Below are 15,066 nucleotides of genomic sequence, written 5' to 3'. Positions count from 1 at the left end.
AAGGTCACGCGCATGTGCCCGCGGCGCCACGGCCGGGCCGGGCTCGGCTTCCGGTACGGAAGGTTCAGCCGACCGTCTTGCGATACTGAATGAAGCCGGCGAACTCGGCCACTTGATCGTAGAGAAGGCGAGCCGGCTTATTGGTCTCGTGGGTCAGCCAGTAGACGCGCGTCGAGCCGTGCGCCCGCGCCTGCTCGTAGACCGCCTCGATCAATGCGCGGCCGACGCCGTTGCCCCGCGCCTCCGGGCTGGTGAACAGGTCTTCGAGATAGCAGTAGTCGGTCGCGCTCCAGGTGGCTCGATGGAACACGTAGTGGACGATGCCGACGATGCGGCCATCGAGCACGGCGGCGAGCCCGTGGATGGGCTCGCCCACGTCGAGGATGCGCTGCCAGACCAGCTCCTTGAGCTCGGGCGTCTGGCTCGTCCGGTAGAAGTCGAGATAGCCCTGCCACAGCGGCTCCCAGGCCGCCCGATCGTCGGAGCTCAGGGCACGAACGGTGATCGGCGGCATGGGCACCCTCCCCTGCATCGCAGGCGGATATGAAGACGGCCTGTACGGCCTATGACGCGACGGCCAGCGCTGCTGCCGTCATTCCATATGGAACTTCGAATGGTCGCGGTGCTCGGCGCTGATCTTACGGACCGTGCCGGTCACCGAGCGGTAGACGATGGTCTCGGTCTCGATGACCTCCTTGCCGAACTTCACGCCCTTGAGCAGCGCGCCGTCCGTCACGCCCGTCGCCGCCACGATGACGTCGCCGCGCGCCAGGTCCTTCGTCTCATAGAGCCGGTTGGGGTCGGTCACGCCCATGGCGGCAGCGCGCTTGCGCTTCTCCTCCGTGTCGAGGATCAGCCGGCCCTGCATCTGGCCGCCGATGCAACGCAGCGCCCCGGCGGCGAGCACGCCCTCGGGCGCGGCGCCGATGCCGAGATAGATGTCGATGCCGGTCTGCTCCGGCATGCTGGTGAAGATGACGCCGGCGACGTCGCCGTCGGAAATCAGCCGCACCGCCGCACCCGTGCGCCGGATCGCCGCGATCAGGTCGGCGTGGCGCGGCCGGTCGAGCACCAGCGCGGTGATCTCGTTGGCGGGAACGCCCTTGGCCTTGGCCAGCGCGTTGATGTTGTCTTCCGGCTTGGCGTCCAGGTGCACCACGCCGGTCGGATAGCCCGGGCCGATCGCGATCTTCTCCATGTAGACGTCGGGCGCCGCGAGCAGCGTGCCGCCCTCGGCCATGGCCATGACGGCGATCGAGCCCGGCATGTCCTTGGCGCAGAGTGTCGTGCCCTCCAGCGGATCGACGGCGATGTCGACGAGCGGCCCGTTGCGGTTGCCGACGCGCTCGCCGATGTACAGCATCGGCGCCTCGTCGCGCTCGCCCTCGCCGATCACCACGGTGCCGTCGATCGGCAAGCGGTTGAGCTCGCGCCGCATGGCGTCCACCGCCGCCTGGTCAGCCGCCTTCTCGTTGCCGCGGCCCCGCAGGCGGGCGGCCGCGACCGCCGCCCTCTCGGTGACGCGCACCAGTTCCAGGCTCAGGATTCGCTCGATGACTTGGCCTGCTGCGACGGTGATCTCGGTCATGGCGCTCGGGTCCCTGCTGGTGGCTACGGCTCGTTGTCGTCGTTATCACGGACGGGCGTGAGGGTCGCCGTGTCCGCCGCCCTATTTAACGTCAGTGTGGCGGATTTGGGCTCTGTCTTCGCACATCGAAGCCGCGCCCCGCCCGCTGGAACCGAAGCCGCCGCTCCATCTCCCGGCATCGGCTCAGCCCCCAAACCGGGCCCGGCTTCGTGAGCGACGCGGTCAGTCGCGCTCGATGCGGATGACCTGCGGCGTGGCCTCGACGAAGCCGTCGGCGATGACCAGGTCGAGGGCGCCGCGGAGGGCCGCCTCGGTGGTCGCGTAGGTGATCAGCACCACCGGCACGGGCGCTCCCGAGCGGCCGCCCGGGTCGCGGGCCGCCGCATCGGCGGACCTGTGCTGGACGATCGATTCCAGCGAGATGTCGGCCTCCGCCATGCGCTTGACCAGGGAGGCGGCCGCACCTGGCTTGTCGAATGCGGCGACGCGGACGTAATAGCCGCCCTCGTGCCGCTGCATCGGCGCACGCTGCAATGGAGCGAGGTCGCGGATCGGCAGGCCGAAGGGCGCACCGACGACGCCGCGGGCCACGTCGACCAGATCTGCGACGACCGAAGAGGCGGTCGCAGCACCGCCGGCCCCGGGCCCGACCAGGGTCAATTCGTCCACCGCGTCGGCATCGATGCTCACCGCGTTGGTGACGCCCATGACCTGGGCCAGCGCTGTCGCCTTCGAGACCATGGTCGGGTGGACCCGCTGCTCGATACCGGCCCGGGTGCGTTCCGCCACGCCCAGCAGCTTGATGCGGTAGCCGAGCTCGTTGGCCATGCGGATGTCGAGCGGCGTGATCGAGCTGATGCCTTCCACGTGCACCGCATCGGCATCGACCCGCGTGCCGAAGGCCAGGCTGGTCAGGATCGCGAGCTTGTGAGCGGTATCGAAGCCTTCGATATCGAACGTCGGGTCCGCCTCCGCGTAGCCCAGGCGCTGGGCGTCCGCGAGGCAGACGTCGAACGCCAGCCCGTCGGCTTCCATCCGCGACAGGATGTAGTTGCAGGTGCCGTTGAGGATGCCGTGGATCCGCCCGACCGCATTGCCGGCGAGCGACTCCCGCAGCGCCTTGACCACCGGGATGCCGCCGGCGACGGACGCCTCGAAGGCGAGCGCGACGCCGCGCGCCTCGGCTGCCGCCGCAAGCTCCACCCCATGGTGCGCCAACAGCGCCTTGTTCGCGGTGACGACGTGCTTGCCGGCCGCGAGCGCCGCCTCGACGGTGGCGCGGGCGGCCCCCTCGCTGCCGCCGATCAGCTCGACCACGCAGTCGACGTCGGCGCGTCCGGCCAGGGCAGTGGGATCATCCAGCCAGGCAAGATCGTCGAGGGCAACGCCGCGCTGCCGCGTGCGGTCCCGTGCCGAAACGGCCGTAACCTGGATCTCGCGGCCGCAGCGCTCGGCCAGCGACTGCCGGCGCCGTTGCAGCAACTGAAGCAGAGAAGCACCGACGGTGCCGAGCCCTGCCACGCCTATCCTGAAGGGAGCGTTCATGATCGTGCGGATGGCACGCGTCCGAACACCCTGTCAATCGCCGTGCCCGCCGCGGGGCGGCGCAGGTGACGCTCGGCCGGCAGCCACGCGGCCGACGGCGACACCGCCGGCTCAGCCGCGCAGCAGGACGTCTTCGAGCGAACAGCGGACGCGGCTGACGGGACCGACCGCTTTGGGAGCCACAACCTGGCGCACCGCCTCGCGCCCGCCCCGCTCGGCAGGCGCTGCCGCGGCGGCCGGATGGGCCGCGTTGAGAAGGGCGCGATAGTCCTCTTCCGGCAACACCACGAGGCGTTCACCGGTCAAGGCGACGATCGTACGAACCTGAGCGTCCATTGTCTGTCCTCTGCGAGTGCGGGTTCCAGCCTAAAAGAGACGTCATTCTTGGCTCTCTCTCGGTGCCGGCCCGCACATAGCTCCCCTTTGACCCGACTAAAGCACACCGAAGTTAATCGAGTGAGAATCGGGGGCGATCCCATCGCTGTCCGATCCCCCAACGGCCGAGCTAAGTCGACCCGCCCATGGGAATTATCGAACGCGCCGAGACACCGTTGTCCCAGCGCCACAGAACAGATGGATCGGGGCGGCGGCATGGCCCGACTGCGGCTCGAGCGCCCTATTTGCGGCGATTTTGCTGCACTGCGTCGGGCGAGGATCGACCGTTGCCGAAAGGCAACGGTCGGCGACCTCCGTCAGCCGGCGCGCGCCAGCGGCACCACGTTGTGGAGCTTGCTGTCGGCGCTTTCGAAGAAGCGGCGGATGTTGCGCGCCGCCTGACGGATGCGCTGCTCGTTCTCGACCAACGCGATGCGCACGTAGTCGTCGCCGAACTCGCCGAAGCCGATGCCCGGCGCCACCGCCACGTCGGCATTCTCGACGAGCAGCTTCGAGAACTCCAGGCTGCCCAGCCCTTGAAGCGGTCCGGGATCGGCACCCAGGCGAACATCGACGCGGTCGGAGACGGCAGGGGCCAGCCGGCCCGCGCGAACGAATCGACCAGCGCGTCGCGGCGCTTGCGATAGGTGTCGCGCATCTCCTTGATGCAGTCGTCCGGCCCGTTCAGCGCCGCGGCGGCGGCGACCTGGATCGGCGTGTAGGCGCCATAGTCCAGATAGGACTTCACCCGCGCCAACGCCGCCAGCAGCCGTTCGTTGCCGACCGCGAAGCCGATGCGCCAGCCGGCCATGGAGAACGTCTTCGACATGGAGGTAAACTCCACGGTGACGTCCACGGCGCCGGGCACCTGCAGCACCGACGGCGGCGGGTTGCCGTCGAAATAGACCTCCGAATAGGCGAGATCGGACAGCACGATCAGCTCGTGCTTCTTGGCGAAGGCGACCAGGTCCTTGTAGAAATCGAGCGAGGCGACATACGCGGTCGGATTCGACGGATAGCAGACGACCACCGCCAGCGGCTTGGGGATCGAGTGCTGGACCGCACGCTCCAGCGCCGGAAAGAAGGCCGGCGTCGGCTCCGCCGGCACCGAGCGGATGGCTCCGCCCGCCATCAGGAAGCCGAAGGCGTGGATCGGATAGCTGGGATTGGGCACCAGCACGACGTCGCCCGGCGCGGTGATCGCCTGGGCCATGTTGGCGAAGCCTTCCTTGGACCCCAGCGTCACCACGACCTGGGTGTCGGGGTTGAGGCCGACGCCGAAGCGGCGCTCGTAGTACGCGGCCTGGGCCCGGCGCAGCCCGTTGATCCCCTTGGACGCGGAATAGCGGTCGGTGCGTGGGCGCCCGGCGGTCTCGACCAGCTTGTCGATGACATGGCGCGGGGTGGGCAGATCCGGATTGCCCATGCCGAGATCGATGATATCGGCGCCATTGGCGCGGGCGGCGGCCTTGAACCGATTGACCTGCTCGAAAACGTAGGGCGGAAGACGCTTGATGCGATGAAAGTCGGTCATGGTTCCAGGTCCTTGATCTCGCGCCGATCGATCGCTCACAGTCGATAGTTGCGAGTGGAACGTGTCGTTTAACATTTCGAGGGTCCGTTGCCAGTCTTTTTCGGCGACATCGCGCCGAACGAAAGCGCGTGCCGCGCGAAAGGCTCAGTTGCCGGAGGCCGCGCCGGTCGGCGCGACATAGTCGGGTGGCGCCACGGCGGGCGTGGGCGCCGGCGTCCGGCCGGCGAGCTGCGCACTTTGTCCCGCCGCGGTATTGGCCGTGCGCGTGTCCTCCAGGCTCTTCTGCAGCGCCTGGACCTCGCCTGCCGATTTAGGCTGGGTCGGCCGGGCCGGCTGGGCCACCCCGACGGGCATGTAGTCGATCTTGTCCGGGCGGGCAGCGGTAACGAACCCGGTTGGCTGCGGGGCGTCCGTGGCGAACCCCGTGAGCTTGGCGGCGCCCTTTACCGGCGCACCGAGCTCGGCGGCGCAGCCACCCACTGCAAGCAGGGCCCCGGCGGCAGCCGCTGCCGTGAGGACAGGCGATCGTGTCGCAATGTTTGGGCGCTTGGATGAGGAAACGGGGCTTCCCCGGGTCGCCGAACGCATGTAGCACCTGATGGTTCAGGACGAGGCCTGAATGGCAATGGGATTTTTGCTGGGTAAGGCGTTAATATGTCGGAAAAGCGCCGCCCTGCACACGCCTCCTCGCGAGGCACGGCCGAGCGCGACCGAAGGCGGCGGTTCGGAGGGAACGAATGACCAAGAACAGTAAGACCGACGCCCCGGCCGGCGACGGGTCGTCGCCGTTTTCGCTCCCCGATTTCGAAGCTATGTCCGAGAACATGGCGCGCCTGATCGAGGAATCGGGCAAGGCGACCGCCGCCTATCTCAAGCCGATCGAAGAACGCCGCGGCGTCGACGGGGCCGGCGGGGAAGCGGCCGAGGTCGTCAAGACTCTGGGACAGGTGGCGGAGCGCTGGTTTTCCGAGCCGAGCAAGGCCATCGAAGCGCAGTCGAAGCTCGCCAACAGCTTCGTCGACCTGTGGGGATCGACGCTGAAGCGGCTGCAAGGCGAAACGACGGAACCCGTCGCGGCGCCCGACCGCAAGGACCATCGCTTTGCCGATCCGGGCTGGAGCGAGCTGCCCTACTTCGACTTCCTCAAGCAGGCCTATCTGCTCACCAGCAAGTGGGCCGAGGATCTCGTCGAGAACGCCGAAGGCCTGGACGACCACACGCGGCTCAAGGCCCGCTTCTACGTCAAGCAGCTCGCCGGCGCGTTGTCGCCGTCGAACTTCCTGCTGACCAATCCGGAGCTGATCCGCGAGACCGTGCGTCAGAACGGCGCCAATCTCGTCCGCGGCATGAAGATGCTGGCGGAGGACGTCGAGGCGGGGCACGGCGAGCTCAAGGTCCGGCAGACCGACGCCACCAAGTTCGAGATCGGCGTCAACGTCGCCGTCACCCCGGGCAAGGTGATCTTCCGCAACGACATCATCGAGCTGATCCAGTACGCGCCGGCCACCGAAACGGTGCTGAAGCGGCCGCTCCTCGTGGTGCCGCCCTGGATCAACAAATATTACATCCTCGACCTGAACGCCGAGAAGTCGTTCATCGGTTGGGCGGTGCGCCAGGGGCTCACGGTCTTCGTGGTGTCGTGGGTCAACCCGAGCGAGCGCCACGCGGACAAGGGCTGGCAGGCCTATATGCAGGACGGCATCCTCGCCGCGGTCGACGCCGTGCAGCGGGCGACCGGCGAGGAGAAGATCACCGCGATCGGCTACTGCGTCGGCGGCACGCTGCTGGCGCTGACGCTGGCCTACATGGCCCAGACCGGCGACGACCGGATCGACGCAGCCACCTTCTTCACCGCCCAGGTCGACTTCACCCACGCCGGCGACCTGATGGCGTTCGTCGACGAGGAGCAGCTCAAGAACGTCGAAGCGATGATGCGGCCGCGCGGCTTTCTGGAAGGCTCGCGCATGGCGACGGCCTTCAACATGCTGCGGCCGAACGACCTGATCTGGCCGTACGTGATCAACGTCTACCTGAAAGGCAACGATCCGTTCCCCTTCGATCTCCTGTACTGGAACTCCGATTCGACCCGTCTCACCGCCGCCAACCACTCGTTCTACCTGCGCACCTGCTATCTGGAGAACCAACTGGTGAAGGGCGAGGTCGAGCTCGGCGGCATCAAGCTCGACCTCAAGCGCGTGACGATCCCGATCTACAATCTGGCGACGCGCGAGGACCACATCGCGCCGGCGCGCTCCGTGCTCAGGGGCTCGGCGGCGTTCGGCGGTCCGGTCAAGCTGGTCATTGCCGGCTCCGGCCACATCGCCGGTGTCGTCAATCCGCCGTCGCTCAAGAAGTACCAGTACTGGGAGGGCCCCGCGCCGACGGGCACGCTGGAGGAGTGGCTCGCGGCGGCCACCGAGGTGCCGGGCTCCTGGTGGCCCAACTGGTTCGCCTGGATCGAGGCCCAGGCGCCGCAGCGGGTTCCGGCGGCCGGCCGCGAGCCCGGCGCGGGACCGTTGAAGGCGATCTGCGACGCCCCGGGCGAATACGTCAAGGTGCGGGTGTAGCGGCAGACGGTTGACGGGTTTCGGCTTGTCGGCCTGTGGCGGAGCCCGCCCGGCGCGTGAGCGAACCCCGTCGCTAGAGCATTTCGCCGTTGGATGGACCCATCCAACGGCGAAATGCTCATAACCTTTTGAATCTGGAGCGCTTCTCGTGCGTTTGGGTGATTCCACCCAAACGCGAAGCGGTCTAGGTGCCGGTTACGGGCCGATCGGCACAGGCAGCCCTCCGGATGACGGCGGACCGGATTATGGCCGCCGACCTCGAAGGCTACATCCCCAGCATCAAGGCGATGTTCTGGACGGCGGCGCCCGAGGCGCCCTTGCCGAGATTGTCGAGGCGGGCGACCAGCACCGCCTGACGCGCGGCTTCGCTGGCGAAGACGAACAGCTCGAGCCGATCCGTGTCGTTCAGCGCCTCGGGCTCGAGGCGGCCGGCCTTGATCGCCGGATCGTCGAGCGGGCGGACGTCCACCAGTTCGCGGCCGGCGTACCACTCGGCCAGCACGCGGTGCAGGTCGGCCGCCTTCGGCTTGCCCGCCAGGTTATCCAGGTGCAGCGGCACCGAGACCAGCATGCCCTGGCGGAAATTGCCGACCGACGGCACGAAGATCGGCCGCCGCGCCAGGTTCGCATAGACCTGAATCTCAGGCAGGTGCTTGTGGGCGAACGACAGCCCGTAGAGCTCGAAGGCCGGCGCCGTGCCGGCCTCATAGGCTTCGATCATCGACTTGCCGCCGCCGGAGTAGCCGCTGACCGCATTGACGCTGATCGGGAATTCGGCCGGGATATAGCCCAGGTCGACCAGCGGCCGCAGCAGGGCGATGGCCCCCGTCGGGTAGCAGCCCGGGTTCGAGACACGCCGCGCCACCCGGATCGAGGCCTCCTGGCCCGGCGCCAGCTCGGCAAAGCCATAGGTCCAGCCGGGCGCCACGCGGTGCGCCGTCGAGGCGTCGAGGATCTTGGGCCCGTCGCCTCCCATGGCATCGACCAGCGCCACCGTTTCCTTGGCAGCCTCGTCCGGCAGGCAGAGCACCACCAGGTCGACCTCGGCCAGCAGGGCCCGCTTGGCCGCGGCGTCCTTGCGCAGTTCCGCCGCGATGCTGCGTACCGCCACCTGAGGTATCGCAGCCAGGCGCTCGCGGATGCCGAGGCCGGTGGTGCCGGCCTCGCCGTCGATGAAGACGGTGGGGCGGTCGGCGCGGGCGCGCGGGGCGGACCGGGCCAGGGTGTCGTCGGCAACGGCGGCCATGGAAGCCTCCTGCGTGTCGCCTACGCGCACGGGCGGCAGGCGGGGAGCGAGTGAAGACGCGGTATCGAGGATCAGATGGGAACCGCCGCGCGGCTCATCAAACGGCGCAACGCTCTATCGCAGATCGGAGCCCAAACCAATCGATTCCGCGGCTCACCGTGACGCGTCCCGGCGCCGCGCCAGAATCTGCAGATAGTGCTGCACGACCGTGGCTCCAGCGATGGCCGTAATGTCGGCGTGGTCGTAGGGCGGCGAGACCTCGACCACGTCCATGCCGCGCCAATCGAGGTCCCGCAGGCCCCACAGCGTCATCAGCGCCTGGGCGCTGCTGAGGCCGCCAGCGACCGGAGTGCCGGTTCCCGGCGCGAAGGCCGGGTCGAGCGCGTCGATATCGAAGCTCAGATAGGCACCGCCCTCCCCGACCCGGTCCACGACGCGCCGGATCAGCCCAGGCGCGCCGAGCGCCTGGGCTTCGTAAGCGTCGATCACGGCGAAGCCGCAATCGGTCGGCGCCGTGGTGCGGATGCCGATCTGGATCGAGCGCGCGGTGTCGATCAGCCCTTCCTCGGCGGCGGCGGTGACGAAGCTGCCGTGGGACAATGTGCCGATGTCCTCCCAGGTGTCCTGGTGGGCGTCGAACTGCACCACGGCCAGCGGCCCGTGCGTCGCCACATGGGCGCGCAGCAACGGCAGGGTGATCGAATGGTCGCCGCCGAGCGTGATCAGGTGGCAGCCCGCCGCGATGATGTCGCCCGCCTGCCGCTCGATCAGCATCTCCACTTCGTCGAGGCGGCGATAGTCGAAGGCGCAATCGCCCCAGTCGACGACCACCATGTGCGCGAAGGGATCTCGGGCGGACGGGAACTGCGGATCACCGTCGAAGATGGCCGACGCACGCCGCATCGTCTGCGGCCCGAAACGGGTGCCCGGCCGATTGGACGTGGCACAGTCGAAGGGTACCCCCCACACGACCGCATCGACCCCGGCGAGATCACGGCTGTAGCGCCGGCGCATGAACGACAACGCGCCGGAGAAGGTGGGCTCGGGCGAGCCGCCCACCAGCGGCCCCAGGAAGGCGTTGTCGGAACGGCGGGGATCGATCGGATCGGTCATGGCAATGATCTATGGCGATGGTCTATGCACGGTTGAAGGCGGCCGCGTGACGCCGCCCGGCTCGTCGGCACGGACCACGCCGGACGCGGCCTTGACGGCGTCGCGGGCTGCATCGGCGTGGACGATGAAGATGGCGGCCAGGAAGTCCGAGAGCGCCTGGCGAAGCGGCGGGGCCAGGAGGATGCGGCGGTCGGCCTCCCGCGTCAGCAAGCCTTGGGCCTCGGCGCTACGCAGCACGCCCAGAACGTGCGCGCGGGACACCGAGAAGCGTTGGGCGAGCTTGACGATGGACAAGCCGTCACCGGCATCGTCCTGCGCCAGGAGAACGGAGAACAGGACCATGATGCCGGCGTCCCGCTCGGCGAAGGGGACGAGCGCCGGCGCCCAGGCCAGCACGCGCATGCCATCCCGGTAGCGCTCGGCCAGCGCGTGCACGAACGCCGCGAAGAAGGCGTCATCGCCGAGCCGTTCGGCGGCCACGGCAGCGACCGGCAACAGGTCGCCGGTGGCGGCCAAGGCCATGCGCCAGCGCTCGCGGTGGATCGCCAGCAGCCGCTCCGTCGGCACCAGGCGCTTGCGCCGGAGGTCCGGTCCGGCGGCGGGCGCGAGCAAGCCGAACAGGCGCATGGCCGCCAGCATGGCGCCGGCACGGCCGCGGCTGCACACGTTCTGCTCGACGCACAGGTCCTTCAACCGGCCGGCGGTCAGGCCGGCCGAACCGTCGGGCGAGCCGTAGAAGTGCAGATCGAGGACCATCACCGAGAGAATGAACCGCCCACGGTCGTTCATGATGCGGTTCAGCAGCCAACTGTCGCGATAGTGCTCGACGAGAGCCGCGGCGCAGCGCTGCTCGGCAGCCGCAAAGCGAGAATCCGCCTGCAGCGCCGCGATCGCTGCCGCATCGGGATTGCCTTTACCGGCGTCGCGCCCGTCTGCTGCCCTCGGCTCGATCACATCGCTCCCTCGATCTTGTCGACCGCTTTAGCATCGAATGCCGGGAACGGACCAATAATTGACATTGTTCGTAAGCTCGGCCGCGGGCAATCGGGCGTCGCATCACGCTACGACGCCGCAAGCGTCGGCTAAATGGGGGAGCGACCATGAGCACGTGGAACCTGGCCGGTCTCGGCCTCCTCGCCGCAGGGATCTGGGCTGCAGGCACCGTCCCCGGCGGGGCGGTGGTCTATTGCAACGGCCCCGGCCTGCCGGCCGGCTGCGTGGCCCGGCCTGTCGGCGTCGGTGCACCCGGGCTCGGCGTGCGCCCCGGCGTCGGCGTCGGCGCTCCGGGCGTCGGCGTGCGTCCCGGCGTAGGTGTCGGCGCCCCCGGCGTGGGCGCCCGCCCCGGCCGCGCCATGAACCGCGGTGGTCCCGTCAATCGTGTCGGTATCCGCTGATTTCCACCGTCGAGGAGTGGTCTCCATGTCGTATCGTATCGTCGCCGCTGCCGCCGCTCTCGCCCTTGCCGTCGGCGCCGGGCCGCTGCTGTCCGGCGCCGCCCGCGCCGACGCCGCCGGCGCCACCGCCTGCGCCGCCAAGCTCAGCAAGCCTGCACGCATGATCTACGACGCTTCGGCGCCGAAGGCGGCTGGCGCCGGCGACCTGAGAGGGCTGGTGACCGACCAGACCAAGGGCCTGGTGATGTCGGGCAAGCTCGACCGGGCGGGCGCACGCCCGGCGGCGGAAGCGGCGGGGCAATGCCTCGTGATGCTGAAGTCGTAGCAAGGCCCGGCCCTCCAGTTGCGGCCGGAGGGCCGGCATCGACGCCTGCGCCGCCGCTCGACCAAGTCGGCAGCCAAGTCGACAGCCAACAGCCAAGTCGACGCGATCATCCGCTCGGATCGACATGCGTCAGCGCTTTGAAGCGGGCATCCCGATCGGCACCTCGAGTCCCGGCTGCGATCTGCCGAACTCCAAATCGCGGAGGCCGGCGGCGATCGTCTCGGGGGCAACGTCGCCGAGGATGGCGGCCTGCACCACATACCCCAGCGCCACGGACAGCAGCGTTGCAGCGACGGCGTGTGGCTCCGCCGCCAGATCGAGAACGCCCGCGCGTTGCCACGACCGCACCGCGGCGGCGAGATCGTCCCGAAAGCCCACATAGAAGCCGCGCATCAGCGTCCGCAGCCGCTCGCTGCGCTGAGCCTCACTCCAGCCGAGCAGCGCCACCCGCTTCAGATCGAAGCCGTCCCGCTCGGAGAAGCCAGCGATCGTCGCCATCACCTCGCACATCAGCGCGTCCGGGCCAGGTAGCGGCTCGCGGTGCAGCAGCGGCCGCACCAGATCACCGATCCCCGTCAGCGACGTGGTGAGCGCGGCGACGATCAGGTCCTCCTTGGCCTTGAAGTAGCTGTAGACGGCGCCCGCCGACAGGCCCGACGCGCGGATGATGTCGTCCATCGTCGTCGCGTGCAGACCTTCACGCTCGAAACAGGTCCACGCTGCGGTGAGGATTTGCAGGCGGCGCTCGGCGCGCCGTTCGTCGGAGATTTTGGGCATGGCGCGATATAAAACGAACGGTCGCTCTTTACCAGAGCATCATTCTATAATAAAGAACGGTTATTCGTTTTATGGAGTCATCGCCCATGATCAAGGTGACGGCCATCGAGACCGGCAAGGCTCGCATGAAGACAGCCCAGCGCACGGGCCGCGATGGCCGCGGCGCTCTTGGCCGCAAGATCGACATCTTCAGGGACGCCTCCTGGGTCGACCCGGTTCCCATCCTGTCGTTCCTGATCGAGCATCCGGAAGGCCGCTTTCTCGTCGACACCGGCGACACCTGGAGGAACTCCGTTCCCGGCTACCTGCCCTGGTGGAACCCGTTCTTCACCAAGCAGGTGGTGATCAAGGTGGCGCCGCTGGAGGAAATCGGGCCGCGGCTTGCCGCCATGGGGATCGATCCCGCTTGCGACATCGCCGCCGTGATCCTCACGCATTTTCACCATGACCACGCCGGTGGGCTCGACCACTTCCCGCACAGCCGCATCATCGCGCCACGTGAAAGCTACGAGGCCTCGCGCGGCCTCAAAGGCAGGATCATGGGTTGCCTGCCGCAGCACTGGCCGACATGGCTCAAGCCAGAGCTCGTCGATATGGACGGGCCGGCGCTCGGTCCGTTTCCGGCGTCCCATGCGGTGACCCGCGACGGACGCATCGTCCTGGTGCCGACACCCGGCCACGCCCAGGGGCATGCCTCGGTGGTCGTCCGCGGCGGCGACATCACCTACTTCCTCGCCGGCGACGCGACCTACGACGAAGCCAACCTCCGCGCTGAAAAGGCGGACGGGGTCACCAACGATCCTCCCCTCTCCGTCGCGACGCTCCGCACCATCAAGGCGTTCGCGGCACAAGAACCGACGATCATCCTGCCGGCGCACGATCCGCACGGCCCCGCGCGGCTCGCGGCGCGGCAGGTCTTCATCTGAGCAACAAAAAAGGGCGGCCGGAGCCGCCCTTCTTGCGATGGCCGGGCCGCCGAGCGGCCCGCAAATCAGCGCTTCGAGAACTGGAAGCTGCGGCGGGCCTTGGCGCGGCCGTACTTCTTGCGCTCGACCACGCGGCTGTCGCGGGTGAGGAAGCCTTCCTTCTTCAGGATGGAGCGCAGCTCCGGCTCGAAGTGGGTGAGCGCCTTGGACAGGCCGTGGCGCACCGCGCCGGCCTGGCCGGAGAGGCCGCCGCCGGCAACCGAGATGATCACGTCGTACTGGCCGACCCGGTTCACCAGCTGCAGCGGCTGATTCAGGATCATACGCAGCACGGGCCGTGCGAAATAGACCTCGACCGGCCGTTCGTTGACGACGATGGTGCCGGGACCGGGCTTGATCCAGACGCGGGCCACCGCGTCCTTGCGCTTGCCGGTGGCGTAGGCACGGCCGTACGCATCCACCTTCTTCTCGCGCAGCGGGGCGTCGCTGGGCGTGGCAACCTTGGCCTGCTGGCCGAGATCGGCGAGGCTCTGGAGGGTCTCGGCCATGGTCAGGCGCTCCTCGTGTTCTTCGGGTTCAGCGCGGCGACGTCGAGCGCCTCGGGCTGCTGGGCGGCGTGCGGGTGCTCGGCGCCCTTGTAGACGCGCAGATTGCCGAGGATCTGGCGGAACAGCGGACCGCGCGGCAGCATGCGCTCGACGGCCTTCTCCAGAACGCGCTCGGGGAAGCGGCCTTCGAGAATGAACTTGGCCGAACGCTCCTTGATGCCGCCGATATAGCCGGTGTGGTGGTAGTACACCTTGTCGTCGCGCTTGCGGCCGGTGAACACGACCTTGTCCGCGTTGATGACAATGACGTTGTCGCCGCAGTCGACGTGGGGCGTGTAGGTGGGCTTGTGCTTGCCGCGCAGACGCATGGCGACGACCGACGCCAGTCGGCCGACGACAAGGCCTTCAGCGTCGATGAGCACCCACTTCTTGTCGACGTCGGCGGGCTTGGCCGAGTAGGTCTTCATGGATCTGGTCTCATGCTGGCGGGCGCCCCGCAGGAAGCCCGAACGACAACGCGCAGGGAGCGGCGAGCGCCACCCTGCGCGGGATGAGCGGCGTGTAACCCAGGCCGGCCAAGGCGTCAAGCCGGCAACCGAATACACCGTCTGAAAAAATCAATATAAAACAATGACTTGATAGATACGGTATTCGGATACCGTCAAAATCAACGCGGCGGGATCGAATAAGTGCCGGTGGCGTGGGCCACCAGATCCGTCCCGCCGTCGGAAAACACCGAGACGTCGCCCACCGCAAGCCGCTTGCCGAGCTTGATCAGGCGGCAGTCGGCAAGGAGATCGCACGGCTCGGGCTTGCGCAGGAAATTGCACGACAGGTTGGTGGTGACGGCCAGCGTCTGCGGCCCGATCGATGCCAGGATGGCGACGTAGATCGCCGCATCGGCGAGCGCCATCACCGTCGGCCCCGACAGCGTGCCGCCGGGCCGGATCTGCCGCGGATCGTAGATCGAGCGCAGGCGGCAGGTGAGCGGCCCGACCGCCTCGATGACGAAGGTCGGCTCGTCGCCGAAGGTCTGCGGGAACTCCTTCTCCAGCAGCCGTTGCACTTCCTCGCGCGTCAGCACCGGCGCTTGCGTCATCGTGCGGTCCCTCCCTCGAGCGCTTCACG

General features: G+C 68.4%; 16 protein-coding genes and 1 pseudogene. 4 read left to right on the top strand and 13 right to left on the bottom strand.

Annotation, left to right across the window (positions count from 1 at the left end; all coding sequences use genetic code 11):
• Window positions 1–64: 64 nt before the first annotated feature.
• The 6 genes and pseudogenes from ACZ5PO_RS26420 to ACZ5PO_RS26395 all read right to left on the bottom strand — a co-directional run bounded on the left by ACZ5PO_RS26420 (window position 65) and on the right by ACZ5PO_RS26395 (window position 5,522).
• Window positions 65–514, bottom strand: a complete 450-nt coding sequence (locus ACZ5PO_RS26420; protein WP_464185033.1) for an N-acetyltransferase family protein — start codon at window positions 512–514, stop codon at window positions 65–67.
• 78 nt (window positions 515–592) lie between these two features.
• Window positions 593–1,588: a class II fructose-bisphosphatase gene (gene glpX / locus ACZ5PO_RS26415; RefSeq protein WP_464185032.1), complete on the bottom strand. Its 996-nt coding sequence runs from the start codon at window positions 1,586–1,588 to the stop codon at window positions 593–595.
• Window positions 1,589–1,810: 222 nt separating this feature from the next.
• Window positions 1,811–3,133 carry a homoserine dehydrogenase gene (locus ACZ5PO_RS26410; RefSeq protein ID WP_464185031.1) on the bottom strand — a complete coding sequence of 441 codons (1,323 nt, stop codon included), beginning with the start codon at window positions 3,131–3,133 and terminating at the stop codon, window positions 1,811–1,813.
• A gap of 111 nt (window positions 3,134–3,244) precedes the next feature.
• A complete protein-coding gene (locus ACZ5PO_RS26405; protein ID WP_464185029.1) occupies window positions 3,245–3,469 on the bottom strand; it encodes a hypothetical protein in 225 nt (74 codons plus the stop codon).
• 356 nt (window positions 3,470–3,825) lie between these two features.
• Window positions 3,826–5,042, bottom strand: a pseudogene (locus ACZ5PO_RS26400) (LL-diaminopimelate aminotransferase).
• Window positions 5,043–5,186: 144 nt separating this feature from the next.
• Entirely contained in the window at window positions 5,187–5,522 is a 336-nt protein-coding gene (locus ACZ5PO_RS26395) for a hypothetical protein (RefSeq protein WP_464185028.1), read from the bottom strand.
• A gap of 257 nt (window positions 5,523–5,779) precedes the next feature.
• On the opposite strand from ACZ5PO_RS26395, the gene ACZ5PO_RS26390 reads away from it, so the two are divergent.
• Window positions 5,780–7,609 carry a PHA/PHB synthase family protein gene (locus ACZ5PO_RS26390; protein ID WP_464185027.1) on the top strand — a complete coding sequence of 610 codons (1,830 nt, stop codon included), beginning with the start codon at window positions 5,780–5,782 and terminating at the stop codon, window positions 7,607–7,609.
• Window positions 7,610–7,874: 265 nt separating this feature from the next.
• Here the strand turns inward: ACZ5PO_RS26390 and argC are convergent, their stop codons facing one another.
• From argC to ACZ5PO_RS26375, 3 genes are all read right to left on the bottom strand, one after another.
• Window positions 7,875–8,855 carry an N-acetyl-gamma-glutamyl-phosphate reductase gene (gene argC, locus ACZ5PO_RS26385; RefSeq protein ID WP_464185026.1) on the bottom strand — a complete coding sequence of 327 codons (981 nt, stop codon included), beginning with the start codon at window positions 8,853–8,855 and terminating at the stop codon, window positions 7,875–7,877.
• Window positions 8,856–9,008: 153 nt separating this feature from the next.
• Window positions 9,009–9,968 (bottom strand): agmatinase, encoded by a 960-nt coding sequence (gene speB / locus ACZ5PO_RS26380; protein ID WP_464185025.1) that lies wholly within the window; start codon window positions 9,966–9,968, stop codon window positions 9,009–9,011.
• 9 nt (window positions 9,969–9,977) lie between these two features.
• The gene (locus ACZ5PO_RS26375) at window positions 9,978–10,922 is read right to left on the bottom strand and encodes a hypothetical protein (protein WP_464185024.1); all 945 of its coding nucleotides are present in this window, start codon (window positions 10,920–10,922) and stop codon (window positions 9,978–9,980) included.
• Between the two features lie 146 nt (window positions 10,923–11,068).
• On the opposite strand from ACZ5PO_RS26375, the gene ACZ5PO_RS26370 reads away from it, so the two are divergent.
• Complete coding sequence (locus ACZ5PO_RS26370; RefSeq protein WP_464185023.1) at window positions 11,069–11,362, top strand: hypothetical protein; 294 nt, start codon at window positions 11,069–11,071, stop codon at window positions 11,360–11,362.
• A gap of 25 nt (window positions 11,363–11,387) precedes the next feature.
• A complete protein-coding gene (locus ACZ5PO_RS26365) occupies window positions 11,388–11,687 on the top strand; it encodes a hypothetical protein (protein ID WP_464185022.1) in 300 nt (99 codons plus the stop codon).
• A 129-nt stretch (window positions 11,688–11,816) separates the two neighbouring features.
• Here ACZ5PO_RS26365 and ACZ5PO_RS26360 read toward each other — a convergent pair whose 3' ends face one another.
• Window positions 11,817–12,464: a TetR/AcrR family transcriptional regulator gene (locus ACZ5PO_RS26360; protein ID WP_464185021.1), complete on the bottom strand. Its 648-nt coding sequence runs from the start codon at window positions 12,462–12,464 to the stop codon at window positions 11,817–11,819.
• A gap of 86 nt (window positions 12,465–12,550) precedes the next feature.
• On the opposite strand from ACZ5PO_RS26360, the gene ACZ5PO_RS26355 reads away from it, so the two are divergent.
• Window positions 12,551–13,390: an N-acyl homoserine lactonase family protein gene (locus tag ACZ5PO_RS26355; protein ID WP_464185020.1), complete on the top strand. Its 840-nt coding sequence runs from the start codon at window positions 12,551–12,553 to the stop codon at window positions 13,388–13,390.
• Window positions 13,391–13,455: 65 nt separating this feature from the next.
• On the opposite strand, the gene rpsI is transcribed toward ACZ5PO_RS26355, so the two are convergent.
• The 3 genes from rpsI to ACZ5PO_RS26340 form a co-directional block, all read right to left on the bottom strand.
• Window positions 13,456–13,938, bottom strand: coding sequence for a 30S ribosomal protein S9 (rpsI, locus tag ACZ5PO_RS26350; RefSeq protein ID WP_464185018.1), 483 nt, complete (start codon window positions 13,936–13,938; stop codon window positions 13,456–13,458).
• A gap of 2 nt (window positions 13,939–13,940) precedes the next feature.
• Window positions 13,941–14,405, bottom strand: a complete 465-nt coding sequence (gene rplM / locus ACZ5PO_RS26345) for a 50S ribosomal protein L13 (protein ID WP_464185016.1) — start codon at window positions 14,403–14,405, stop codon at window positions 13,941–13,943.
• A gap of 200 nt (window positions 14,406–14,605) precedes the next feature.
• Complete coding sequence (locus ACZ5PO_RS26340) at window positions 14,606–15,037, bottom strand: PaaI family thioesterase (protein ID WP_464185015.1); 432 nt, start codon at window positions 15,035–15,037, stop codon at window positions 14,606–14,608.
• Between the last annotated feature and the right edge of the window lie 29 nt (window positions 15,038–15,066).

Source organism: Chelatococcus sp. KU-N122 (assembly GCF_055391085.1).
This window is presented reverse-complemented; position numbering and strand designations above follow the sequence as displayed.